Raw genomic sequence first — 24,553 nt, forward strand, 5'->3', positions numbered from 1 at the left:
GTTGCAATTCATGTTTTCATGCCTCGTATACCAGCCGGTCGGCATGGCGCGCGAGCACAGTCCCGAATTCTGCGCACAGCATCTCCATGCGCGCACAGATCGCCTCGAATTCCTTGCCGCGTGCCAGCGCAACATATCCGACGCCCAGCGAGACCGGCAGCAGCTCGATGCGGCGCAAGCTGCCCTGTTCGAACATCACCTTGAACAGGCAGGAACGGTCGTTGCGCAGCAGCGGATGGACTGCGTAATCGTCGATGAAATTGCCGGTATCGTAAAGGATGGGTTTGCCCTGGTGGATCTCGATACCCTGACAGATGTGTGCACTGTGCCCGTAATAGATGTCGGCACCGAGATCGATCACCCGTCTGGCAAAGCTGCGGAATTCGGCAGCGGGACGTTCGATGAAATTTGCCCCCCAGTGATTGGAGAACACCACCAGATCGGCGCCCTGCGCACGCGCCTGCCCGATACAGCCGGCGATGCGCGCCAGCGTCTCCGGCTGCAGCGACACTTCCAGATAGTTGGTGCCGGGATGTCCGCCCTCGGCAGCAAAGACAGGTTCGTTGTCGGTAAAAGAAAGAAGAGCCACACGGTAGCCAGGCGCCCCATGCACTTCGAGCATGGCTGGGATGGCAGCCTCGGCCGCATCGGCACCGGCCCCCGCATGACAGATATTTGCCGCTTCGAGCGCATCCAAAGTATCGAGCAGGCCGCGCTCCTCGAAGTCCAGGATGTGGTTGTTGGCCAGCACACAGGCATCGATGCGTGCCGCCTGCAATACGCGCACCGCTTCGGGGTCGGCGCGAAAATGGAACATCTTTTCGGTGCGTTCCCATGGCTGGCGATGGCCGGTCAGGGCGCATTCCAGATTGACGATACGCAGATCGGCTTGTGCCAGATGCGGCAACAGGTCGTTCCACATCTCCGCAGGCGTGATGTTCTTCAGCAACTCGTTCACATAGCGACCGAGCATCACATCGCCGGTGAGAGCCAGTGTCAGCATTGGGAGGATTCAGCCGCAGGTCATGTTGGCCGGAATGATCATTCGTCGCTGAGATGCAGCGGCGATTCTTCTGCCGGCTCGCCGGTTTCCGGATCTATCCAGTCGGCCATGCCGATCTCCGATTCCGCTTCTTCCAGTGACTCACCTTCTTCGTAGTCGTTGCCGTCATGATCCTGCATGTCCTGCACCGCCCCGAGCAGCGTCGGGAATGGGCCATACAACTCCTCGGTATCCTTGTCCTGCCAGTAAAAACCGTCAGGTCGTTCGATCACTCGTGCCTGATCGTAATCGGGTGGAGTTTCGGGAATGGATTCATTGGTGACCATGGCTACCTCCCTTACTTGCTTGTATGCCAGAACGGAACAACAGCAGATGTAATTCAAGCCTCATCATTGTGCACGAACCAGCAGCACCGGAACCGATGCCACGCGCACCACGCCTTCGGCCACGCTGCCCAGCAGCAAACGGTTCAGGCCAGATCGGCCATGCGTGCCGATCACGATCAGGTCGGCCTGCCAATGCCCGGCCTCATTCCCGATCACATCGGCTATGCGCGCCCCCTTTGCTTCGAGCAGCGCCGTTTCGACTGCCGCATTCGATTGCCGAACTTTTTCTGCCGCTTGAGAAAGTGTGCGCTCTCCGGTCTGCCGCATCGCTTCCTGCAAGGAGGTGATATCGAAATAGGTATAGCCCTCGGCATCAAGCAGATAAACCTCCTCGAGCACGTAAACCAGGCGAATTTGAGCAGAGCGCTCCGCCAGCCTGGCCGCCTCCTGCAACGCATGCATGGAAGTGTCGCTGCCGTCGATAGGAACCAATATGCGCCGGTACATGGTGGCCTCCTGGTTTTCCGGGTCGGTACATGAACTGTTGATCATTCTATGCTTCTTTGAAGAGGATGTGGCACGCACATGATGATTGCCGCAAAACGACTTAAAGCGTTTAATCCAATCCACACAAGATTGCCCGATAATACAAATCTGATTTTGCAAACCAGCCATGCCAACCATGAACCTGACTCCCGCCGAACTCCGTCTCACCCTCGATCCGACCAAGCTTGGATTCGCCGACACTTCAGAGATGCTCGAATACCAGTTGCCGTGGATCGGCCAGGAACGCGCGGAGATGGCGGCACGCTTCGGGCTGCAGATGGAACAGCCGAACTACAACCTGTTCGTGCTGGGCGAGGTCGGCAGCGGCCGTTCTTCACTGCTCCAGCGGGCGATGCAAACAGCCGCTGCCGGCAAGCCGGTACCGCCCGACTTGTGCTACCTGCATAACTTCGACGCCCCGGAACGTCCTCGCGCATTGCGACTGCCCGCCGGGCAAGGCCGCCTGCTGCGCCAACTCATGGCGCAGATGATGAAATCGCTGCAGAAGAACATCCCGCAATGCCTGAACGGACAGGATTTCAAAGTCGAGAGCGAGCGCATCGGGAACACCTGCAAGATGGAAGAAGCCAAAGCCTATGCAGAACTCGACGCCTTTGCCGAGGCGCGCAAGTTCACGCTGCACCGCGAGAGCGGGCATATGGTCTTCACTTACCGCGATGCAAAAGGCCACACCCTGACCGAAGAGGAGATGCTGGCTCTGCCGAAGGAACGCCGCGCCGAGATCGACCGGGCAGAAGAGGAACTGCGTACCGAGATCAGCCGTTATTTCGAGAAAATGGGCGCAAAGGATCGCGTGAAAGATGAGGCCCTGGCCACATTGCGGCGACACGCGATCAAGCCGCTGCTGGATCACGAACTGCAGGAGATACGCAACAGTCTGAAGAAACAGATCAAGGACTCTGTCAAACTCGGCGTTTATCTGGAACAGGTCGAACATGACGTGCTCGACAATCTGGAACTGTTCGAGGTGCTGGATGCCGAAGACGATATCCGCCAGGAAGCGCTGCAGAAGATACTGTCGCGCTACCGCGTCAACCTGGTCGTGGATAACGGCGAACTGACCGGCGCGCCGGTGATCGTCGAGGACAATCCCTTGTTCCGCTCGCTGTTCGGCAGCATCGAATACCAGTCCGAAAACGACGTGCTGATGACCGACTTCTCGCGCATCCGCGCAGGCAGCCTGCACAAGGCACATGGCGGCTTCCTCATGCTGCACCTGCGCGACCTGTTGGCCGATGGACTGGTGTGGGAGAAGCTGCGGCGATTGCTGCGCAGTGGCAGGCTGCAGATCGAAGAGCCCGGTACCGCATTCACACCCATCGCGACGGTCTCGCTCGAACCCGAAGCCGTGGACGTCGAAGTCAAGATCGTACTGATCGGTTCGCGCGAACAGTATTACGAATTGCAGGAAGAAGACCCGGAATTCGCGCGCCACTTTTCCGTCAAGGTGGACTTTGCCGAAAGCTTCTCATCCAGCGCCGAGACACGCCGTGCGACGGCCATCTTCGTTGCCCATTCCTGCCGCCAACTGGGACTGTCGCACTTCACCGCAGCAGCCGTTGCACGTTTGCTGGAAGATGGGCACCGCGAAGTTGACGATCAGTCCCGCCAAAGCGCCATCTTCGCGCGCACCGAGGCACTGGTGATGGAAAGTGCCGCATTGTGCCGTGCGCATGCCGGCCGTCTGGTCGAGGCTGCGGATGTCGAGGCCGCACTGGCAGCGCGCACCCGGCGCCACGATTATCCCGAACAGCGCCTGCGGGAAGCGATCGCCGAGGGCGACCTGCTGATCTCCGTGCAGGGCGAGAAAGTCGGGCAGCTCAACGGACTGACCCAGGTGGATCTGGGCGACTACCGTTTCGGCTTTCCGATACACATCACAGCGCGCACTTTTGCCGGCGAGGATGGTGTGCTCAATATCGAGCGCGAGGTGGAGATGTCTGGACCGATCCACGACAAGGGCGTGCTGATCCTGCAGAACTACCTGTCGGCACTGTTCAGCCATAACGCACCGCTGGCACTGAACGCCTCGATCGTGTTCGAGCAGGAATACGACGGCATCGAAGGCGATTCGGCTTCCTGCGCCGAACTGTATGCGCTGATCTCCTCGCTGTCCGGCCTGCCGCTCAAACAGGGGATCGGCGTGACCGGTGCGGTCAACCAGCACGGCGAAGTGTTGCCGGTAGGCGGGATCAACGAGAAGATCGAAGGATATTTTCGCGTCTGTTCAACGGCAGGACTGGACGGCAGCCATGGCGTGCTGATCCCGCACCGCAACCGCCGCCACCTGATGCTGGAACGCAGGGTCGTCGAGGCGGTCGAGCAGGGATTGTTCCATATCTACACGGCAGCACAGGTCAGCGAAGGGATAGAGCTGCTCACCGGACGACCGGCCGGCATAGCCAACGATGCCGGCAACTATCCGCACGCCAGCGTGCTGGGGTACGCCCAGAAAGCCTTGCTGGCCTACCGCCGCGCCTGCCTGGCGTCTGAACACGCGAAGTCGGTACGCAAGCACCTGCATCCGTGACTGTCCGGCAGATCAAACCTCGGGCTTACGCTTCGCTTTCGTTCGCGCGCCTGGGTTCATGCTTCTTTACATCGCCACGCAGCTTGTGCGCATATTCCTGCACCTGGCGCTTGGCCGCATCGAAGGCGTCGCGCAGGGCCACATAGACATCTTCAGCCTGCTCGCGGTTGACTGCGATCTCGCCGCCCGCCACCCCGATGTCGATGCGCACGTTGAACAGCTTGCCCTGCTGATGATGCTTGTGCGGCATCTCGACCACCACCCGGCATGACATGATGTGATTGAAGAACTCATCGAGCTTCTTCGCCTTCTCGCGGATATGCGTTTCCAGCGCCTCTGACTGTTCGATGTCGCGAATCGTGATCTGTAACGGGATCTGCATGAGTCTCTCCTTTAGGTCGGTCCGAATGTGGTGTGCTGTGCCTGGCTGCCATCCCGCATTGCCATTGCCAGCTCAATGCGCCCAGCTCACCCGCAACAGATTCTGTTCAGGATTGTAATGGAACTCCAGTTCACCACGATAGGCATGATGCAACACATCACCGATACCGCGCGCCAAATGGATATCGGTGGTGGTCACCAGTGTGCCACCCTTTGTCTTCTCGATCGCCATGATGCGCTGCAAGGGATGCGCAGCTTTTTCCTTCGCCTCGTGATGATGGATCCGTTGCATGATCTCCTCTTCGTGCGCCACGAAGAACTCTCCACTCAACGACACAAACCCGGCAGGAAATCGATCCCGTATCCGGTGGCAGGCCGGGCAGTATGATTGATGTGCATCCTTGGGCTTGTCCAGCCATTGCCAGTGGCCGGCATGGTATACCGCGCCGCAATCCGGACAGAGCGTCGGCTCGGGAAGCTTGCCCTTGGCCTTGTAGGTGTCATGCTCCGCTTCCTGCAACAACTGGTCGCGACGGATGAGTTTGAATCCAGGTGGGTGGGTTTGATGTGACATGTTCGCCTCCTTGTAGACCGTACCTCCTGCTCATTGAGGGTTACAGGCGGTGCGGATATTTCATGAAATAGCGAAATCGATTGATTTGGTCGTGAACCTGGCAGATATATTTATGTGAGGAGTAGTATGCGCTCAAGACAACCCATATAAAACCATGTTTGGTGTAGAACATCAGTCAATCAGTCAACTACTTTGAGTGTCGATTGCCGATTTGGGTTTATGTCACGCTTATGTAACAGCCAGCAGTTTGGCCAGCTTGTTCCACCCCGATCTATTGGATTCACTATCGGGACTTTCTTCAGTGGTGAATTCAACTGTCTGCACCAATTCATGCGGCAACAGCGGGTGTCGCTTCGCTTGCAACAGCTCCAGCACCGCCAAATCCGCTTCCGAGGCGTCGTTGCGGCGCTGGCCGACACGCTCGCGCAATGTGGCGTCTCGCGCATGCAATGCAGCGATCGCGAAAGGCACCGACATATGCTGTGCCAGCGCTCGAAACATCTCGCGCTCGTCCTCCTTGAGGAAAGCGGCATCCACGATCACCGGATAACCGGCCAGCAACAACCCTCGCGCCAGTTCGTGCAGTCGCGCATAGGTCCGCTGCGTCGCTTCATGGCTATAGATATCACCGGCGCTGGAGCGACTGCTTTCCAGCATGCCCAGCCCGAACAGCCGCTTGCGCTCGACATCGGAGCGGATGCGGATGGCACCCATCTGCTGCAGCGCGAGCTGCGAGAAGGTGGTCTTGCCCGAACCGGGCAGGCCGTGCGTGATGATCAGGGCCGGACGATATTGCGCCAGACATCGCCGCGCCAAGGCCAGGTAACTGCGGCATGCAGCCAGTCCGGTTGCCCTGGCCTGCCTGGATATGTCCGTCTGCCCGGCCCGGATGGCGCTGACCTTGGCGCGCACCGTGGCGCGATAGGCCAGATAGAAACGCAGCACGGCGATGCCGCCGTAATCGCCGCTCACTTCCAGACAGGCATTCAACAGCCGCCAGGCGAATTCGTCATGGTCGCGGTGCAGCAGGTCCATCACCGAAAAGGCGAGCTCGTCCATCACATCTATCCAGCGCAAAGCCGGATTGAATTCGATGCAGTCGAAGGGAACGGGCTCGTCGCCGATGAGCACGATGTTGCCAAGATGCAGGTCGCCGTGGCATTCGCGCACGAAACCCTGCGCCCGGCGTTGCTCGAATATCTCTTTGCATTCGGCGAACTCGGCCTGGCTGGCCGCCTCCAATGCCGAGATGGCTTCCCTGTCTGCACTGCCTTTCAACAGCAGGCGCAATTGCGTGTAATTCTGCATTACTGCGGTATCGACCGTGGCAGCGCTGCCAAATGTCGAGGCCGGATCAGCCACGGGCAAAGCGGCGTGGAATCGGGCGATCACTGCAGCAAGGCTATCGATGTGGTGCGGCAGGATCCTGTCGCGCTGCAACAGCTCATCCATCAAGCTGGCGGATGCAAAGCGACGCATCCTGACGGCATATTCGATCGCAGGTCGTGCACCGAAATCCGGATCGTCCGGGCTGCCGCCGATGGGAACCATATCGAGATAGATGCCGGGAGCAGTACGACGGTTGAGCCTGATCTCCTCGTCGCAATAAAAGCGCCGCGCACCCAGTTCCGTGTAATCCAGGAAACCCAGATCGACGGCCTTCTTGATCTTGTAGGCATAGTCTCCGGCCAGCAGCACCCACGAGATATGCGTCTCGATCAATTGCACGGAAGAGGTGTTCAGGGCGTGGCGGTGCGGATCGCGCAGTGCGGCGATGAGCCTTTGCTGGTTCATGTAATCGCTTTGAGGATCACTCATGGTTTATCACCCGTGATGCCACAATCATAACTTCCCGGAGATTTCCTGTATCAGGACAAAGTGATCAGGCTGGGTTCTTCGAACAGCGACTTGATCACGACCCTGCGTATCTCCGGATGGTCGGGGACCAGGAACATCACCGGCGTGAGCATCTCCTCGAATATGCCCCGCAGGCTGCGTGCCCCCACCTTGTACTCGAATGCCATCTCGGCGATCTGCTGGAATGCCGCCAGTTCGATGTGCAATTCCACCCCCTCTTCCCTGAACGCTTCGCGAAACTGGTTGTAGATCGAGTTGCGCGGTTCGACCATGATCTTCACCAGCAACTCTTTGGACAGGTTCTGCAGGTTGGCGATGATGGGCAGGCGCCCGGCGAATTCCGGGATCAGCCCGAACTTGAACAGGTCGGTGGGTTTCACCCGCGAATTCAGTCGGTCGAGGATCTGCTGGTCGTCGTGCTTGTCGACGGAAATGAAACCGAAAGCATGGCTGGCCGCCGTGATGTCTTCCAGTCCGACGAACGCGCCCGCACAGATGAACAGGATGTTGGTCGTGTCGATGGTCTGCGCGCTGCCCAGACGCACCGGCGCACCTTCCATGATCTTCAGCAAGGCATGTTGCACACGCTCCCCGGAGGTACCGCGCTGCTCTCCTTCGGATGCTTTCAGCTTGTCGATCTCGTCGATGAAGACGATACCGCGCTGCGCCTTGGCGACATCCCCGCCCGCCTTCTCCAGCAGGCGCAGCAGCAATGCCTCGATCTCCTCGTTGACGTATTTCGACTGCGCCAGCGATGTCGCGTTGGCGGTGACGAAAGGGACGCGCGCCACACGCGACAATGTCTCGCACAGCAGCGTCTTGCCCGTGCCGGTCGGCCCGATGAGCAGGATGTTGCTCTTGGCGACCTCGACGTCTCCCAGACGCTGCCTGCCCTGTTTGCGGTAATGCGAATACACCGCCACCGAGAGCACCTTCTTCGCTTCATCCTGACCGACGACATATTGGTCAAGATAGCCTGCGATCGCACTCGGGGTCAGCTTCTTGCCCTGCATCTGCTCGCTGCCGGAATTCTGCATGTCATTCGCCTTCCTGATCCTGCTCGAACTTCATCATTTTGACATCCATAGTCTACCTTGATTGCGTCCCTCACGGTAAAGCGGCCCGGATATCCAGGCTGCGCCTTGCCGAAGTTTGCATTCTTGCATGCCCGCTGCTTCGCCAAGCCGGACAGGTGAGCAACATCGTCATATCTCACAAGCACCAAGGCCGCATTCGCGGCAATGATCCAGGATCCATTTCAAATCAAAACACGCACATGCAATATCGATATCCACATGTAACATATTGTCACAAGGCAATATATTGGCGTTAGAATGTCTGCAGCCGGATTTAACCCGGCTTAGAGCGAGATCATCGAACAGCCATGAATGAACCACATCCGCTCGCCGAGAACCAACTGGACGACTCACACTACCTGCGTAGCGTGACTCAACTGGGGGATACCCGCCGCATCGTCGCCAACCGCGACATTCATTCCACTTCGGGGATGAAGCTCATCAGTGCAGGCATGAAGATCGACAGCTCGCTATACGACCGCCTGCTGCAGCATAAACTCGTCCCGCCGCTGGATGACAGCCTGTCAACCGAGGACACGGTCACCGGCGCGAGCCTGGCGGGAAAAGCCATGCAGATGATGAAGGAAGACAAACAGCTGGAATCGATCCAGTCCACCCGGCAGGATGGACTGACGTTGCCGCATATTTTCAAAAAAGTAACGCTCCACCCCGCTATCGCGTTCAAGTTGACGGTCATGCGCGAAACGAACAGCGAGCTTTACCAGCACAGTATTTATGTAGCGCTTGTTGGATCATACATCGGGGTAAAGTTGCAGTTGCACCAGAACCAGCTGAGAGAACTTGCTACCGCCACATTGCTGCATGATATCGGCATGCTGCACCTGGACCCGGCGATATTGGCACGGGATTACAAAATGTCGGAGAGCGAAAGACGCCATCTCTATGTACATACCGTGACAGGCGCGATGATCCTGAAAGCCTATCCGGAATACACGCAAAAAGTGGTGGATGCGGTTCTGCAGCATCACGAGCACCTGGATGGAAGCGGCTATCCGCGTGGACTAAAGAACAAAGAGATCAGCCTGCTCGGCCAGATCACCGCGATCGCCGAGATCGTCGCCAGTCAGAACACTGGCAGCATTGCGGGATACGGTGGTTCAAAACTCGAGACGATACTCAAGCTGAACATGCGCCGTTATGGCGGCGATCTTGTCCGCCACCTCAGGGTGTTCTATCAAGATGAAGTTGAGGCACCTCCTTGCTCGGACATGGACAAATTGATGGCACAGGAGAAGACGTCGAAGATATCGGCCATATTCTCGTCATGGGAAAACAACAAGGGCAAATTCGATGCAAAAGACCCTGTCTCAGTTTTGGCCAACGAACGCATGCTGAACCTGAAGATGGAAGTCATCGATGCCGGCTTGAATCCCACCGGGGACAATAACGATCTGTTCGGTTTACAAGACGACCTGGCAGCATGCTTCGATGCAAGGATATTGCTGGATGAAACATTGTGGCAGCTTCGCAATATCCTGCTGGAGATCAAACGCCGCGTGCCATCGGTCGATGGAGAAAGCTCGGCGCAAGCCCCTGCCTCATTGAATGCGTGGGTCAAAGAAGTCGAAGCCCTGTTGTGAAAAAGCTTTCCAGCAGTGATTGCCGCAGCTTTGAAAACCAGAGCTTGATGTCACGGTCCAGGAATAAAAGCCAGTGATTTCGCAGGCTTATCGATAGCACGCGGAGAATTCGAGTGTAAAATGAGCAACAAGCAGGAGGGGTATCCTGATGATCGGGATGCAAAATATAAGCTGCAAAGAATAATGACAACCAGGCAACATCTCATCAGCGAGAGAACCGTTCTGACTCTGCCCGGAACGTCTGCTGAATCTTATGCGCGATCTGTTTTGCATATCCAGACCAACAATGGATCGGCACATGACAGATAACAGCGACATCTCCCAGGACACTTCCGCCAGCCGCGTGCGACAGTTGATGCCGTATCTGCTGCTAGCCATCGCCTATGTGATCAGCGGCAAGCTGGGATTGATGCTGGCGCTGCCTCCCGGCTATGCCTCGCCGATATTCCCGCCTGCCGGGATCGCGATCGCTGCGGCACTGATCGGCGGCAGAAAGACATTACCATGGATCTTCGCCGGCGCTTTCCTGCTCAATCTCTGGGTTGGCTATGCGGACGGCCACGTGATCAACCCGCTGGAACTCATGGCGGCGATCGCCATCGCAACCGCCTCGATGCTGCAGGCAGCCATCGGTGGATGGGCTTTACGGCGCGCTATCGGCTACCCGGCAGCGCTTGACCACGGCATCGAAGTGTTGCGCTTCCTGACACTGGCGCCGGTAATGTGCCTGACCAGCGCAACGCTTTCGATCGGCAGCCTGTGGGCTCTCGGCAGTATAAAAACCGCCGGCATTGGTGCCAACTGGGTCTCTTGGTGGGTCGGCGACACGCTTGGCTTGATCGTGATGCTGCCCATCGTCATGACGGTCGCCGGCCAACCGCATGAACTTTGGCGCGGCCGCATGCGCACCGTCGCACTGCCCATGCTGCTGGTGTTTGCCATCTTTATCGCGGCATTCCTCAAGATCAACCGCTGGGAATATGACAACTCGCTTTCCGATTTCAGACAGCTTTCGCAACAGGCATCCAGTCTGCTTAGCAACAGACTGGAAGAACAGGGAGCTCTGCTTGACGAGACCACCGGGCTGTTTCTTCACGATGCACACGGCCATGTGACGCGGGAAGAGTTTCACCGCTTCGTTCAAAGAACCCTGCAGCGTTTCCCGATGATCCAGGCGCTGGAATGGGTTCCGCGGGTAAATGCCGCGCAGCGAAACAGTTTTGAAGCAAAACAGCGCAACGATCTGCCGGGATTCGAGATCCGCGAACGCGATGCCGACGGAGAATTGGTGCGTGCAGGTAAACGCAACACATACTACCCGGTAACCTATGTCGAGCCATTGGCGGGCAACCAGCCTGCAGTGGGATTCGATCTCGCCTCGAATTCGATACGGCAAGCAGCGTTGCTCACAGCACTGAAGAACGGAAGCATAGTCACAACCGAGTCCATACATCTGGTACAAGATGCCCAGCCTCAGGCAGGCATATTGATCCTTTCAGCCATCGACCCGCATGACCAGGCATCCGGCTTCGTCGTGATCGTTCTGCGCATGGATGACTTCATGAGCGCATTGCTGTCGAGTACGCGCCACCTGGTCTACACGCGGCTCATCGACGTGGATGAAAAGAAGGTGCTCTATGACGATTTCACTCCGGAATCCAGCGGCATCCTGGAGCAGCGGGCTTTCACGTTTGGGACCCGGCATTATCAGCTGGAAACTTCCCCGACGCCTGCCTACCTGAAAGCGCACCGGGGCTGGCAGAGTTTCGTCGTGCTGACTTTCGGCTTGTTGGGTACGGGATTGATCGGCGCGTTGCTGTTGCTAGGCTCGGGCTATACCGCGCACATCGAGGCACAGGTCAGAGAGCGGACCAGGAAACTCAAGGAAAGCGAATCGCGTTTTCATTTCATCCTGGAGAACAGCCCCATCGCCATTCGCATCACGGCAAACGATTCCGGCAAAGTGGTCTTCGCCAATTCCAGTTATGCTGCATTGATCAACGCTACACGCGACAGGGTGATCAGCGTCGATCCAAGACAGTATTACTTCGATCCACAGGAATACGACGAGATACTCGACCGGATCAACAAGGGAGAGCGGATCAGCAGCCAGCTGGTCAAACTGCGCATACCCAATGGCCATTCGGACAGCAAATGGGCACTGGCATCCTACCTGCCGATCGAGTTCGAACAAAGGCCGGGCGTGCTGGGCTGGTTCTATGACATCACCGTGCGCAAGCAACTGGAGGACGAGCGCGAGGAAGCGCTGGACCGGCTGAAAAAGATCTCCAGCCGGGTACCCGGCATGGTCTACCAGTTCCTGATGCGCCCCGACGGAAGCTCCTGCTTCCCGTTCTCCAGCGAAGCCATACGCGAGATATACCGGGTCAGCCCGGACGAGGTGCGCGATGATGCCTCCAAGGTATTTGCCATACTGCATCCGGACGATTACGACGGTATCGTCGAATCCATCCAGTCCTCTGCGCGAAACCTGACCGTCTGGCATCACGAATACCGCGTGAGATTCGAGGATGGCACCGAGCGCTGGCTGCTCGGCAACGCGACTCCGCAGCGGGAAGAGGACGGGTCGACGTTATGGCACGGTTTCATCACCGACGTCACCGAACGAAAACGCACCGAACAGCAGGTACAGCGACTGGTGCGCGAACAGAAAGCGATGCTGGAAAACGACCTGATCGGCATCGTCAAGGTCAAGAACCGCATCATCGAATGGGCCAATCCGTCTTTCGAAAAGATGATGGGATATGGCATCGGCGAGGTCTACGGCACCTCTACCCGTCAATATTTTGTCAGCGAGGGAGCCTACCACTCGCTCGGTGCCGAAGCCTATCCTGTGCTGAATATGGGAGGCATCTACCGCACCCAGATCGAGCAGCAGCGCAAGGATGGAAGCGCGATCTGGGTGGACATGAGCGGGACCATGCTGGATGCTGCAACAGGCAATTCGCTGTGGGCGTTTGTCGACATCACCGAGCGCAAACTGGCGGAAGACCAGATCCATCATCTGGCTTTTTATGATGCATTGACCCAGCTGCCCAACCGCCGTTTATTCTACGATCGCCTGGAGCAATCCATGGCCGCCGGCAAGCGCAGCGGCAAGTTCGCCGCGATATTGATGCTCGACCTGGACAACTTCAAGGTGCTCAACGATACCCATGGACATATCGCTGGTGACCTGCTGCTGGCCGAAGTGGCGACCCGCCTGAAAAGATGCGTTCGTGCCATGGACACCATCTCCAGATTCGGCGGCGACGAGTTCGTGATATTGCTCAATGAACTCGATAGCGACGAGACTGAGTCGATCGCCCAAGCCAGGCATGTGGCAGAAAAGATCCGCGCCAGTCTGGCGGAACCGTACCGGCTGGTCGTCAAGAACGACAGCAATGCCGACCGGCTTATTCAACACCACAGCACGGCGAGTATCGGCGTGAAGGTCTTCCTCAACCATGAGGAAAACCGGGAACAGCTGTTAAGACGCGCCGATGTCGCGATGTATCAGGCAAAGGATGCCGGACGCAACCGGATCCACATCTACGGTTCGGGCGGCTGACGCTGCTGCATCCGGCCGAAAACCCATCGCGGCAATACAGTGAATCGGTCAATGCCGGCGATGGATTATTGGACGAATCAGGCTCAGAATGACGGCAGCTTGCGGTACACCTCATGCTGCCGCCGGCGCCGCATCGAATCACTCCAAGGAGCGTGGCAATGCTGATCTTCCTGAGCGTGGCTTTATTCATCTACGCTTCCATGCACCTGTATGCGTTCGGCAAGGTGTGGCTGGCTTTCCCTCCGCATTCGTTCGGGTTCGCCCTGACGCTGACGCTGGCCGGCATCTTGCTGACCAGTTCCCCGCTGATCGTCTGGTTCCTGGAAAGGCAAAGCTGGCATCGCGCCACTGTCGTCACCGCCTGGGTGAGCTACACCTGGATGGGATTCCTGTTCCTGTTCATCTGCATCGGACTGCTGTTCGATCTTGCGCATGCATTAGCCAGGCTGTTTGACCTCAAATGGCCGCTGAACGACATCGTGTCGCTGCGCACCAAAGGCCTGCTCGCACTGGCCTTGCTGGGCTATGGGTTCATCGAGGCACAGCTATTGCAGGTTGAGAAATTTGACATCGCCACACCCAAACTTGCTGCCGGACACATCACCATCGCGCAGATATCCGACCTGCACCTCGGCATCATGCAGGGAGATGGCGCGATTGATCGCATCGTCGACAAGCTGCGCGAACTGAAGCCCGACATCGTGGTGGCGACCGGCGACATCGTCGACGGTCAAGGCGATGACTTCGAGGGCATGTCCAGCCATTTCCGTGCCTACACGCCGCCGCTCGGTGCCTACGCCGTCATCGGCAACCATGAGACCTATGCCGGATTGAAAGACTCATTGCGCTTCCTGCGCAACTCAGGCTTTACCGTTTTGCGCGGCGGTTCGGTCAGGACAGGCGGCATCGTGCTGACTGGGATCGATGATCCCAGCGTGATGTCCTCGGGCCAGCAAGCCAGGCCCGATACCAAACCGGCGCTTGCCTCCACTACCCCGGACGATTTCATTGTCCTGCTCAAACACCAGCCCGAGGTGGATAACTACACGCCGTTCGACCTGCAACTGTCCGGGCATATCCATGGCGGTCAGATATTCCCGTTCGTCTACCTGACGCAACTGACCTATCACGTGCACACCGGCCTCACCGAACTGGCCAATGGCCAGCGTCTCTATGTCAGCCGCGGTGCGGGCACCTGGGGACCGCCGATACGCTTGTTCGCACCGCCCGAGATCACGCTGATCACCATAGCGAGCACGAACAAATGATCGACCGCTGAAGATCTCCGCCCATCGATCATGCCCACACGCGACAGATCGGGGGCATATGCCGACGTGCCTGCCGGCTACAGTCAATTGCCAGGCCCGTTATCGAGCCCATCTTCTTCCCGATACCTGCCAGTAGCCTCTCACTTATCCTTGATGTACCAGTAGGTCCTGCTGCGGCTGGTCGAGACATTGATCGCGGGTTTGCATCCGGCCAGTGCCGATTCGCCACTGCAGCCCGAATTGAAGGAATTGTCTTCGCCGCCGCCGCAACCGATACAGAACGGCACTTGCATGGTCTTCCCCGCTGCATCGGTGATGTTCACGATGCCGGAGACCGGCGAAGGCGGCAGGCCGCCGCCTTCGAACTCTCCGTTGAAATATTTTCCGGTGAATGGCGTGAGCTTGTAACCGGTCGCCTCGCCCAGGGTCTCCTCGCACAACTGGTTATTCGGTGCTTCTGCCGTATTCGTGCCGAAGTAGATGTATCCCGCCGTCACCAGCGGTGCGTTGACGGCTTTCTCGCAGGTATTGAAAGTGATGAAGTAGCCGCTGAGCGTGCCGTTATAGGCGAAGCTTGTCGCATCGAACAGATTGGCCGTCGTTCCCGGTTGTTCCGTGATGGTGGTCGTGCCGCTGCCATCCATTCCGATCGCCGGATCCTTCAGCAGGTAGGCCCGGTTCGTCACCGCACACGCCTTTTGCGGATACAGGGCCGGATCGGAATAGAGCGGATGCTCGCGATCACCGGTGGCAGTGAATACTGCGTCATAAGTCTTGGTCGTGATCACCTCCGGCGGGTAAAGGATCTTGCGCGGCGTGGTACCGGCGGCACATGTGCCGGTGTTGCACCCGAGCGCAGCCAGCTTTTCCACCTGCCAGAAATTGGGCGTGTTGCCGCCGGTCGGTTCCAAGTCCACGCGCCACACGTTGCCGCCCACGTCGCCCACATACAGCCGGTCGATCTTGCCGTCGCGGTTCCTGTCCAGCAGGGTGATGTCGGAGGGGATGCTGTATTGCATCGCAGCAACCTGAAGCTGGCATTGCGACGTGGTGCAGGCGAAAGTGGGAACACCGGGTGTCGCGCTCCATACGAGCGCACCGGTCGTTGCATCCAGGATGAATATCCCGCGTCCCATGGTGTCGGCCAAAGGCGCTTCCGCATCCTCGGCGACATTGTCATAGCCTGCGCCGAAGATCAGCACCGGATTGGGATAGCCGGTGACGCGTGCGACCTTGGGCAGCGACCAGGTCTGCCCGAGCTCGCCAAAGCCCGCATCCGTGTTGCTGTGCTTCCACAGGAATTTCGGATTGTTCGGATTGCTCACATCCAGCGCATAGATGAAACGTCCGCCACGACGCATGGCGAGATACAGGTAAGCCGCTGTGGTCCTGCCCAAGCCATCGATCGCCTGGTATACGCCAGTCGGGCCATCGACAAAATAATCCTTTCTTTGCGGTGCCGGAACGATGCCGGGCAGAGTGGAAGGCATCAGCAGTACCGGACTGTTGTCGTGCTGCCGCTTGAGCTTGCCGAAGAACTCGGACGGGACGAAACCCCACAGTTCATTGCCCGGATTGGGCATCGTGCTTCCCGCGGGGTTCACCTGATTGCCGTTGACGGCATGGAATGCGCCATCGTTGTCGCCATAGAACACGACCACGTTGGGGGATGCGGTCGCCGCGGTCTGGGCACCGGCCAACCCGCAGCCTGCAGTGGGATAAGTGAACGTGGTGCTCGTGGCGACCGTCACCATGCAGACATTGCCGTTGGCGAACGTGACCTTTCCCTGGGCGCCGGTCGCACCGATATTCGCCACGTCCGTTGCCGAAGCAGTCGCGGTGCGGGTGGTACCGGCATCGGAAGTCCCGCTGATGGCGATCATCGTGCCGCCATAGTTGAGCACCACCGGACGCGAGTGCAGTACATCGCCATGCACCGAAGGACGGATGTTCACCGCCGGATTGGGACAATTGCCCATCCCCGGAGTGCTGCCCGGCGGACAGAGGCTGGCCTCGTCGCCGTAATTATCTTCGCCGCGCACCCATCTGAGCAGGGCATCGCGGGTGGTGGTACTGCTGGCGGCGATCGCACCTGCGCCAAAGAAACCGGCCAACGGTGCGGCAACAGAATACTGGTAAGTGAAGGTGGATGGACCCGTGACGATGATGGGCCATGTACCGTTGTAGCCGGCAGGTGTCGCTCCACTGATGGTGACGACCGACCCGGCAGGCAAGCCGTGCGGCGCCGCCGTGGTGACGGTCGCGGTGTTCAGCGTGTAATTGCAGCCGGCATCATTCGTCGCCGTCGCAGCGACAGGCACAGCCACGGCAAGGTCGATGTAGTTGGGCGAGGCGGCAAAAAATGGAGAGACCGCAACCGTTGCAACAGTGTTGTTCAGTGTCGTGAATGTGGTGCAGCCGGAGATGGTCAGTGTCTGTCCAACTTGCAGGCCGTGAGCGACTTTGTATATCCAGAAATAGTTGGAAAAAACGGCTGCCGTGGACGGCAGGGCCGGCGCCCCCGCTCCACCCGCGTTAGTGTAGGTGAACGTGCTGGCGCCCTTCGCGGTCACCGTGCAGGGATTGCAATCGTACTTCGTCGCACCGGTCGCTATCTTGAGTTGCGTGCCGACAGCCAATTTCGCCAGGTCGATCGCAGACACGGTGGCAGTCACGGTATTGCCAGACTTGAAAAGTGAGGTGATCGAAACCGTTGCCGGTGTACCGCTTCCGCCGGCGTTCGCCCCCCCACCCGCTTGCGTGGTGGCGCTGGTGATGGAGCTGATCGCCACCGAGCCCGTGCCCAGCTGAGCATCGGTGATGTTGGCATTCGAGGTATCAAAAGCATTGGAGACATCCGGCAAGGCAGCGACACAACCCGTCCCCGCTGGGCAATAGGTGTACAGATTGCGCGGGTTGGTGGCGCTGCCGGGTGCCGTGGTGTAAGTGTCGGTCAGATTGGCCAGACGCAGCATCTGCGCCGCACCGCCCTTCTCCACCACTTCACCGTCGGGCAGGTCCCATGAGAGTCCCACGCTGCTCGGGCTGTTCGCCCAGTAGCCGACAGCGGGGTCCGTATTGCAGATGGATGTGTTGCTATACGGTGCCAGATTGTAAGGCGTCACGTTGATGGTCGTGTTCGCGGAATTCGAGCAGCTCCAGAAGCTGGCTGCATTCGGCGAAAGGAAGCCGGTGCCCGCCGCGCTGATGGCTGCGGTGCCTGTGGCGTCGGCCAGGAATATCTGCTTGGTGGTCGGGTCATAAGCGAACTGGTATTGCTTGAGGTTGCCCTTCCACCTGGGGGTGCCCGAGGCATCGGGGCGGAACATGCCCATGAAAACCTGGTTCAGGTAGGTGCCCTGACTGTTGACGCTGACGGGCAGGCTGGAGGAAGAGAACACGCTGTTGACTGCCTGCACCTCATTGAGCACCCGCAATATGGCCTGTTTGATGTCGTCCGCATTGCCGGTGGGAAAATACTTCCCGCCGCCATGGATCGCCATGCTGGTGAGCAGCGCCGGGTAGGCCGACTTGCAGGCATTGCTCAATACACCGACCGTGTAAGTGATGATCTTTCGCCTGGCGGGCATGACACCGGTTTTCAGATCGGTGTAGTACATGTAGCGCGCCCATTCGTCGGCATACAGGCCGGACGGATCGGTGTGGGTGTTGCCCATGGTGTAAGGATTGGGCGAACAGGTGAATGCGCTGGTGCCATATGCGCCGGAGGGAATCTGGATGACGCCGTTAAGCATCGATTTCTGCGTAGCGGTGAGCGCGGCATTGCCGTTGATCGTGGTGCTCAGCTGTGTACCCGGTGTGGCGCTGGCATCGCCGGGCGAACCCGAGTTGTTGATGGCATTGCCGATGAAGATGACATAGTTCTTCTGGCAACCGGCAAGCGCAGGCGAGGTATATGTCGTACCGGACATGCCTGTCTTGCCGGCATAGTAGGCCCAGGCTTCCTGCATGGCCTGTGCGGTCGCCTCGTTATTGGACTGCATGTTGCCGGAAGTCCACGCCTTGATGGCGGAGACGATGGCGGCTTTGCCCGCAGCGGTCATCGGGGTGAGCGGGGTCATCAGGCAACCGCCGACGGCGCTTGCATTGCAGCCGTACAGGGTGCTCATCCCGGTCTTGTTGTAGACCATGATGCCGATGTTGACCACTGCCTTGCCGTTAGATTGCAACGGCAACGCATTGATCGCGTTGACCAGCGCGCATTGCTCTATGCCGCCGGAGGTGTTGCCCAGGCTGGGCGAACCGCCGGTGTCGCTGTAATTGCAATCGGGTGCGCTGGCATTGAAGTTGGCCGCGTTATCCATTATGAACAACACATTGGGAAGATCCGTTCCCGTCACGCTTGCAGCGGAGCTGTACAGATCTATGTCCTCGGCCATGCCGGGTGCAGGATTGCCCAGCAAGACGATGAGCATTAAAGCCAGCAAGGATCGTATCGTATTCATGGTGTTTTTCTCCGAATGGTGCCGCCTGGGTTCGCTAAACGATCAACACGTCGTTCCGGCAGGAACGCGCAGGGATACGCCCTGATGTACTGTCACATCCGCACCGGTACCGGTGACGCTGGTCGCCTCCGCCGGAATATCCCACTGCTGTGCAAAACACCACGACTGGCCAGAGGTAGCCTGAACGCCCGAGGTGGAGATGATCCCGGTGTTGCTGGCGGTGCTGCTGCTGAAGCAGGGAACATCGTTGGGATTGTTCATGTCGAGGCTGCTGTTCATGAGCGGGACCGAGCCTGTGCAGGCCGGTTTCGATACTGCTGCCGTGTATTGGGGCGTCCCCGAGTTGTTGATGTCCACCGGGATCACTGCAGATACCGGATTGGCCGTGAAATTGCCGCTGATGACCTGCTCGATCGCCTGTTGCGCGGAAGCGGTAGCCTCTCCCTGCATCTGCATGTTGCCGGCAACGCGCAGGTTGGTGGTGCTGGAGCGGATGGCGGACACGACCAACAGCGTCAGCACTACCAGCATGACCAGGGCTACCAGCAGAGTGGCACCGTGCTGCTTGTGTCTTAAAGTCATGATGATCACTCTCTTCTTCCGCTGGGATTGATGGCACGCACCAGTTCGCTGTAGGCGTGGCGCTTGAAACTGTCGTTGAACGGACCCACCGAGGACACTCCGCTCACCGCACTGAGGCTGTATGTTTTGGTGTCCTGATAGCCTACGGTAGGATCGTTGTTGCGCGCGAGCAGGTTGACCTGGACCGCCATGACGTTTTGCCAATCGGTCGCCGCCGGCGTTGCGGTGTAGGTATCGGGAGCGCCGTCGCCGGTGTTGTCGATGCCGTAATCGAACTGCATGTTTTCAATTCCTTCCACCAAAGGAGTGATCACGGGCGCCGCGGCGGGACCGCTCTGCACCATCTTCAACGTGGGAATGGTGTCCGTGCCGCAAACATCGCAGCTGCTGATGTAATAGACATCCACCAAATATTGGCGGAGGTCGGCAGGCGTGGCGCAGTCTTTCTGCTGCAGCGAAAAGCCGCCCGTCCCCAGCACGAATGGCGTGGCCGAGGTATTGCACTCGGACACCTGGAGATAGGTTGTGCCTGCAGCAGCGGTTGCAACCGAGACCGCAGCAGTGGCCGTGCGCCGCACCACCAGGATCGCCGTATTGGGCTTGTAATTGGTCAGGCCGCATGTCGTTGCGGTCGTCGGATCGGCAGCCGCACCGGCATAGCCATAGACGGGTACCGGCACCTTGGGCGTGGCGTCCCAACCGGAATTGGTGCTACCGGGGTTTACATTGCAAGGATCAGCGGGCACCGTGTAGGCGACGCCGGAGGCAGGAGAATATTCGCCATAGAAGCCCGCAAGCTGGATGTCATCGTGCAACAGCTGCACGGCATAACGTCCGTTCTCGATCTCCCTGCTGGCTTTCTCCAGTTCACTGCGGGTGCTGCTCTGTTGCACGATGAGCGTGGTGATCCCGGTCAGCAGAACCAGTCCGATGGTGAGCGAGATCATCAGTTCGATCAAAGACAATCCGCCCTGATGGCAGGGCGATATGCAGGTGCGTTCTGGTATGGCGAGGGTATTCATAATGTGGTCAAGGAACCGGTCCTCAATGTCAGGCTGACTACGCGACGCTGTGCATCGTTGGCACCGAACAGCCCCTGGGCGCAGCTGGGGGTCGCGATGCCCGTGCTGCTCAATCCCTGCCAGGCCACCGCGATGGTGTAGATGCCGGAGCCGGGGATGGCCACACCGTTCTTGTCCAGCAGTTCCGTGCCGGCACCGTAACTGACACAACCGCGTGCGCCGGCCATGGCGCCGACATTGCTGCCGCTAGATGTTTCTGCAGCACCGGTCAACAGCGTGTTCCAGGCTTTCATATCGTTCACCGCCTGCGTGTTCTGCACGGCACTCCCGGCGGCGCATGACGGTGCGACCGTCGAGCCGGTGCCCAGGAATGTGCTGCTGGTGGCCGGATTGGGAACGGCAGTCGGAGTGAATGCATAGCAACCGGCCACCTTGCGGTTGGCGTTGATGCGACCGACCATATCCTTCAACAGGATGAGGGCCTGGACGCGCTGGTAGGATTCCACCTCGGAACGCTGGCTTTGCACCATCAAACCGGCCAATCCCAATAGACCTATCAGCAGGATGATGATGGTCACCAGCACCTCGATCATGCTGAACCCGGACTGGCGGCAGGAAATATCGCAGGGGGCACGCATCAGCAGTTTCCCTTCCTGCTGTTGGGCCGACCGCTCAGGTCGATGCTGATGCAGTAGGTGCTGGCACTGCTGGTGCCGGCACTGCCGATCTGCATCGGCGACACCGAAGCGGCAAGCCGTCCGTTGCTGTTGTAGGAAATGCTTTGCGTGCAGGCGGAATAAGGCGGCGCAATGGGCGGCGTACCGCAAGCGAGCGCCAGATTGGCAACCAGCGCATTCTGCCTGCTCATTGGAGCCACCATGCCGTTGGCAGTCATGGTCCATCCCTGCCGCCAATCACCATTCACCGGGGTGATGGTCACATTGCGGTCCCGCTTGATCGCCTCGCTGCGCGCAAGCGTCAGCGCGGACATCACGTCGAATGAACTGTTCTTGATGCGCATCCCCTCCACGAACGATCTGTAGGAAGGAAGCGCGAGCGAGGTGAGGATGCCGACGATCACGACGACCGTCAGCAATTCGATCAGGGTGAAGCCCCTGCAGCGTTGCATCGGTTTGAAAATCGAACAGGACATGATCTGGTCTTCCATTCCTCACCAGCACGACGTTACCGGGCTGGCAGTGCTCATGCCCTTGGTACCATCCTGCTTGAGCGTGAGCGACCCGCATTTGGTGTCGTTGGCCAATTGCGTCCCAGTCGGAGTTGCAGTGATAAGGTAGGTAGCCGGAGTGGCCGCACTGTTGGCGCAGATATCGATGCTGTAATTCTTGCTGACGCTGGCTGGCGGCGTAATGCCTATGCTGGTGAGCGCGGCACCGGCCAGAATGTTGGAGCAGCCGGCCGAAGTCGTGGGTGCGCTGAAGTATTGCCTGACGTCGAGCACATACTGTTCCTCCTTGTTGGCGACGCCCAGCATGTAGCTTTCCGCAGCACTGCGGTTGTTCCTGGTGAGGTATTGCAGATAGGAAGGATAGGCGATGGCTGCGATCACCCCTGCGATGACCACAACCACCATCAATTCGATCAGCGTGAAGCCGTTTTGAAATTTCATCAGTCGTTCCCGATATCTGTTTAGCGGGGCGGACTGTAAGAAAAAATGTACGGCGTACGCCATCGTAATTCGACAGATGGTCAGTTGGCCGGTATGAACGGAAAAAACTCTAAGGGGTTCTACTAGCAGGAGATTTCGCAAAACCCTGAAAGGCGATTTTTCGACGGATCAGCTAGTGGATTCCCCGACCCGGATGTGATCAGTACGTATCGGAAAAAACTATCGGACTCCTGCACGCACTTACGTCGCCAAGGATAAAGGGACAAGATCGTTTCCGTGAGGTGCCCGGTACACCAGCCAGAACGGCGGCAACCGAACCGATGTCACCGCCGCATGGGCAAGACGACAGTCACGCTGGTGCCGCCCTCGGGCCGTTCTGCGATATGGAATGCAGCGCCGAGCAAGGATGCGCGATAGTACATGGTATGCATTCCCAGTCCTTTGTTTGAATCTGCTGCGGCACGCTTGCTGATGCCGCAGCCGTTGTCGGCGATCTCCAGTTCCATGCGCTGCGGGGTTTCGGCCATCCTGAGCGTGATCCTGGTGGCACCGCTATGCTTGATCGCATTGTTCACCGCCTCCTGGGTGATCCGGAACAGATTGATCAGCACATGCTGGTTGCTGATGCTGCTTTCCGCTTCGCCGATGAGCTCGCACTCGATATGGTAGATCGATACGACATTGGCTGCGATCTGCGCCAGCATGGCATGCAGGCCTGCCCCCTTCAGCTCGACCGGATACAGTCCTTGCGCCAGATTGCGGGTCTTGTCGATGGCCTCGTTGATCATGGTGGTGATCTTCGCTGCCTCCTGATATTCGGGATTGCCCTGTTTCTTCAGATCCTGAGACAGCAACTCGGCCCTGAAGGCAGTGCCGGTCAGTTGCTGGCCCAGATCGTCATGCAGCTCCCTGCCGATCCTTTCCTGGGTTTCCTCTGTGACATTGATGATCCTGCGTTCGGCGATACTGGCGCGTTTCAGCGCGATCTCCGCCGTCTTGAGCGAATCCACATAAAGATAGGTGCCGCTGGCGATCAGGATCAGGATACTGCCGGCCATTCCCAGCAGGACTGCGAACCAGAGCTTGTCCCGGTTGAGGATATGGAATTCCGCGATATCGGTGTCGACATGGATCTTTATCCCATATTCGGGAATCACTTTCGACAGGATGATATGGGGATCGATGTCATCCTGTACACGCGACAAGGAAGCGAAACGACTATCCTCCCAAGGCTCGATGCGCAGCACAGGAAAATCATTTCTGCGGTAACGGTCGAACTTCTCCTTCGCGGAAAGCCCTTCGATCGGCGCACCGGGAAGCACACTCATCTCACGGCTCTTTTCATTCGCAAGGATGATCACACCGTTTGCGTCGGTCACGAAAGCGCTCACCTGCTTGATCATGGATGTCAGGTTGGGCACATCGTTCTTCGCCACCACCGACCCCATGTACCTGCCCTCGATGAAGATCGGGGACGCAAAGAACAGTCCGGGGATATGGGTGGTCTTGCCGACCGCATATTGCATCCCGCGATCGCCATTCCTGTTCGCGTGAACGAAGTCGCGCTCGGCGAAATTGGTACCGATGGAGCTACCGGGCGTATCGATATTGCCGGCGACGATGCAGTCACCCGCCGCATCGACCATATAGATCAGGTCGACATGGAGATTGCCCTGAACCTGATGCAGGTACAAACTCAATGACCTCAACATTGGATCGTTCGTCCAGCGCCTTTTCCTGACTTCGAGGGGTAGCGATGAGGGAGTGCTGTTCGTCCCGAAACGGGAGACGGTTTTCTTGACCCTTTCAGACTGCGCGAGCAGATCGGGGACGCCGGCGATGAAACTCAGGTTGCGCTGGATACTATCCGACAGGTCGACCGCAATATCCCTGGATATCTTGGTCTTTTGATCAAGGGCGATCTTCACTTGCGCAAGATAATACTGATCGGCGATGAACCAGGCCGACAGGCTCCAGGCTGCGATAAGGACGATCGCCGCGAGTACGATCTGGGTTCGGCTGTATTTCATTTGCGAGGACGGATGTTGATTGGACACACGATGGCTGGATCCACAATGTCCGCGATTATGCCCTAGCAG

At 58.4% G+C, this 24,553-nt stretch carries 18 protein-coding genes; 4 read left to right on the forward strand and 14 right to left on the reverse strand.

The annotated features are described in order from the left end of the window. Window positions 1-16: 16 nt before the first annotated feature. The 3 genes from SLIT_RS10750 to SLIT_RS10760 form a co-directional block, all read right to left on the reverse strand. On the reverse strand, window positions 17-1,003 hold the full coding sequence (locus SLIT_RS10750; RefSeq protein ID WP_013030277.1) for a CapA family protein: 987 nt from the start codon (window positions 1,001-1,003) through the stop codon (window positions 17-19). Window positions 1,004-1,041: 38 nt separating this feature from the next. Continuing rightward, window positions 1,042-1,329: a hypothetical protein gene (locus SLIT_RS10755; RefSeq protein ID WP_013030278.1), complete on the reverse strand. Its 288-nt coding sequence runs from the start codon at window positions 1,327-1,329 to the stop codon at window positions 1,042-1,044. 63 nt (window positions 1,330-1,392) lie between these two features. Further along, window positions 1,393-1,881 (reverse strand): universal stress protein, encoded by a 489-nt coding sequence (locus SLIT_RS10760; RefSeq protein ID WP_223293790.1) that lies wholly within the window; start codon window positions 1,879-1,881, stop codon window positions 1,393-1,395. Between the two features lie 121 nt (window positions 1,882-2,002). Between SLIT_RS10760 and SLIT_RS10765 the strand changes: the two genes are divergently transcribed. Beyond that, window positions 2,003-4,426, forward strand: coding sequence for a Lon protease family protein (locus SLIT_RS10765; RefSeq protein ID WP_013030280.1), 2,424 nt, complete (start codon window positions 2,003-2,005; stop codon window positions 4,424-4,426). A gap of 25 nt (window positions 4,427-4,451) precedes the next feature. On the opposite strand, the gene hpf is transcribed toward SLIT_RS10765, so the two are convergent. From hpf to clpX, 4 genes are all read right to left on the reverse strand, one after another. Continuing rightward, a complete protein-coding gene (hpf, locus tag SLIT_RS10770) occupies window positions 4,452-4,808 on the reverse strand; it encodes a ribosome hibernation-promoting factor, HPF/YfiA family (protein ID WP_013030281.1) in 357 nt (118 codons plus the stop codon). A gap of 72 nt (window positions 4,809-4,880) precedes the next feature. Beyond that, window positions 4,881-5,381, reverse strand: coding sequence for a BCAM0308 family protein (locus SLIT_RS10775; RefSeq protein WP_013030282.1), 501 nt, complete (start codon window positions 5,379-5,381; stop codon window positions 4,881-4,883). A 228-nt stretch (window positions 5,382-5,609) separates the two neighbouring features. Next, a complete protein-coding gene (locus tag SLIT_RS10780) occupies window positions 5,610-7,199 on the reverse strand; it encodes a bifunctional aminoglycoside phosphotransferase/ATP-binding protein (RefSeq protein WP_013030283.1) in 1,590 nt (529 codons plus the stop codon). A gap of 50 nt (window positions 7,200-7,249) precedes the next feature. Beyond that, window positions 7,250-8,275 (reverse strand): ATP-dependent Clp protease ATP-binding subunit ClpX, encoded by a 1,026-nt coding sequence (clpX, locus tag SLIT_RS10785; protein ID WP_013030284.1) that lies wholly within the window; start codon window positions 8,273-8,275, stop codon window positions 7,250-7,252. Between the two features lie 347 nt (window positions 8,276-8,622). Here clpX and SLIT_RS10790 point away from each other — a divergent pair, with 347 nt between their 5' ends. From SLIT_RS10790 to SLIT_RS10805, 3 genes are all read left to right on the forward strand, one after another. Further along, entirely contained in the window at window positions 8,623-9,915 is a 1,293-nt protein-coding gene (locus SLIT_RS10790) for an HD-GYP domain-containing protein (RefSeq protein WP_013030285.1), read from the forward strand. Window positions 9,916-10,213: 298 nt separating this feature from the next. After that, window positions 10,214-13,486: a sensor domain-containing diguanylate cyclase gene (locus tag SLIT_RS15305; protein ID WP_013030286.1), complete on the forward strand. Its 3,273-nt coding sequence runs from the start codon at window positions 10,214-10,216 to the stop codon at window positions 13,484-13,486. A gap of 158 nt (window positions 13,487-13,644) precedes the next feature. Next, window positions 13,645-14,754, forward strand: coding sequence for a metallophosphoesterase (locus SLIT_RS10805; RefSeq protein ID WP_013030287.1), 1,110 nt, complete (start codon window positions 13,645-13,647; stop codon window positions 14,752-14,754). Between the two features lie 140 nt (window positions 14,755-14,894). Here the strand turns inward: SLIT_RS10805 and SLIT_RS15310 are convergent, their stop codons facing one another. From SLIT_RS15310 to SLIT_RS15315, 7 genes are all read right to left on the reverse strand, one after another. Then, the gene (locus SLIT_RS15310; protein WP_013030288.1) at window positions 14,895-19,220 is read right to left on the reverse strand and encodes a PilC/PilY family type IV pilus protein; all 4,326 of its coding nucleotides are present in this window, start codon (window positions 19,218-19,220) and stop codon (window positions 14,895-14,897) included. A 42-nt stretch (window positions 19,221-19,262) separates the two neighbouring features. After that, a complete protein-coding gene (locus tag SLIT_RS10820; protein WP_013030289.1) occupies window positions 19,263-19,802 on the reverse strand; it encodes a PilX N-terminal domain-containing pilus assembly protein in 540 nt (179 codons plus the stop codon). A gap of 5 nt (window positions 19,803-19,807) precedes the next feature. Continuing rightward, window positions 19,808-20,824 (reverse strand): PilW family protein, encoded by a 1,017-nt coding sequence (locus tag SLIT_RS10825; RefSeq protein WP_013030290.1) that lies wholly within the window; start codon window positions 20,822-20,824, stop codon window positions 19,808-19,810. Beyond that, window positions 20,821-21,462, reverse strand: coding sequence for a type IV pilus modification protein PilV (gene pilV / locus SLIT_RS10830; protein ID WP_013030291.1), 642 nt, complete (start codon window positions 21,460-21,462; stop codon window positions 20,821-20,823). Before pilV ends, SLIT_RS10825 begins: the two co-directional genes overlap by 4 nt. Next, complete coding sequence (locus tag SLIT_RS10835) at window positions 21,462-21,977, reverse strand: GspH/FimT family pseudopilin (protein WP_013030292.1); 516 nt, start codon at window positions 21,975-21,977, stop codon at window positions 21,462-21,464. Before SLIT_RS10835 ends, pilV begins: the two co-directional genes overlap by 1 nt. 18 nt (window positions 21,978-21,995) lie before the next feature. Further along, the gene (locus SLIT_RS10840; RefSeq protein WP_013030293.1) at window positions 21,996-22,454 is read right to left on the reverse strand and encodes a type IV pilin protein; all 459 of its coding nucleotides are present in this window, start codon (window positions 22,452-22,454) and stop codon (window positions 21,996-21,998) included. 323 nt (window positions 22,455-22,777) lie between these two features. Continuing rightward, window positions 22,778-24,484: a histidine kinase gene (locus SLIT_RS15315; protein ID WP_013030294.1), complete on the reverse strand. Its 1,707-nt coding sequence runs from the start codon at window positions 24,482-24,484 to the stop codon at window positions 22,778-22,780. Between the last annotated feature and the right edge of the window lie 69 nt (window positions 24,485-24,553).

Source organism: Sideroxydans lithotrophicus ES-1 (assembly GCF_000025705.1).
GTDB classification, from domain to species: domain Bacteria; phylum Pseudomonadota; class Gammaproteobacteria; order Burkholderiales; family Gallionellaceae; genus Sideroxyarcus; species Sideroxyarcus lithotrophicus.

Excerpts from the sequence above, each read along its gene's own strand:
- SLIT_RS10750 (WP_013030277.1), bottom strand. The coding sequence starts at position 1,003 with ATGCTGACACTGGCTCTCACCGGCGATGTGATGCTCGGTCGCTATGTG.
- SLIT_RS10755 (WP_013030278.1), bottom strand. The coding sequence starts at position 1,329 with ATGGTCACCAATGAATCCATTCCCGAAACTCCACCCGATTACGATCAG.
- SLIT_RS10760 (WP_223293790.1), bottom strand. The coding sequence starts at position 1,881 with ATGATCAACAGTTCATGTACCGACCCGGAAAACCAGGAGGCCACCATG.
- SLIT_RS10765 (WP_013030280.1), top strand. The coding sequence starts at position 2,003 with ATGCCAACCATGAACCTGACTCCCGCCGAACTCCGTCTCACCCTCGAT.
- hpf (WP_013030281.1), bottom strand. The coding sequence starts at position 4,808 with ATGCAGATCCCGTTACAGATCACGATTCGCGACATCGAACAGTCAGAG.
- SLIT_RS10775 (WP_013030282.1), bottom strand. The coding sequence starts at position 5,381 with ATGTCACATCAAACCCACCCACCTGGATTCAAACTCATCCGTCGCGAC.
- SLIT_RS10780 (WP_013030283.1), bottom strand. The coding sequence starts at position 7,199 with ATGAGTGATCCTCAAAGCGATTACATGAACCAGCAAAGGCTCATCGCC.
- clpX (WP_013030284.1), bottom strand. The coding sequence starts at position 8,275 with ATGCAGAATTCCGGCAGCGAGCAGATGCAGGGCAAGAAGCTGACCCCG.
- SLIT_RS10790 (WP_013030285.1), top strand. The coding sequence starts at position 8,623 with ATGAATGAACCACATCCGCTCGCCGAGAACCAACTGGACGACTCACAC.
- SLIT_RS15305 (WP_013030286.1), top strand. The coding sequence starts at position 10,214 with ATGACAGATAACAGCGACATCTCCCAGGACACTTCCGCCAGCCGCGTG.
- SLIT_RS10805 (WP_013030287.1), top strand. The coding sequence starts at position 13,645 with ATGCTGATCTTCCTGAGCGTGGCTTTATTCATCTACGCTTCCATGCAC.
- SLIT_RS15310 (WP_013030288.1), bottom strand. The coding sequence starts at position 19,220 with ATGAATACGATACGATCCTTGCTGGCTTTAATGCTCATCGTCTTGCTG.
- SLIT_RS10820 (WP_013030289.1), bottom strand. The coding sequence starts at position 19,802 with ATGACTTTAAGACACAAGCAGCACGGTGCCACTCTGCTGGTAGCCCTG.
- SLIT_RS10825 (WP_013030290.1), bottom strand. The coding sequence starts at position 20,824 with ATGAATACCCTCGCCATACCAGAACGCACCTGCATATCGCCCTGCCAT.
- pilV (WP_013030291.1), bottom strand. The coding sequence starts at position 21,462 with ATGCGTGCCCCCTGCGATATTTCCTGCCGCCAGTCCGGGTTCAGCATG.
- SLIT_RS10835 (WP_013030292.1), bottom strand. The coding sequence starts at position 21,977 with ATGTCCTGTTCGATTTTCAAACCGATGCAACGCTGCAGGGGCTTCACC.
- SLIT_RS10840 (WP_013030293.1), bottom strand. The coding sequence starts at position 22,454 with ATGAAATTTCAAAACGGCTTCACGCTGATCGAATTGATGGTGGTTGTG.
- SLIT_RS15315 (WP_013030294.1), bottom strand. The coding sequence starts at position 24,484 with ATGAAATACAGCCGAACCCAGATCGTACTCGCGGCGATCGTCCTTATC.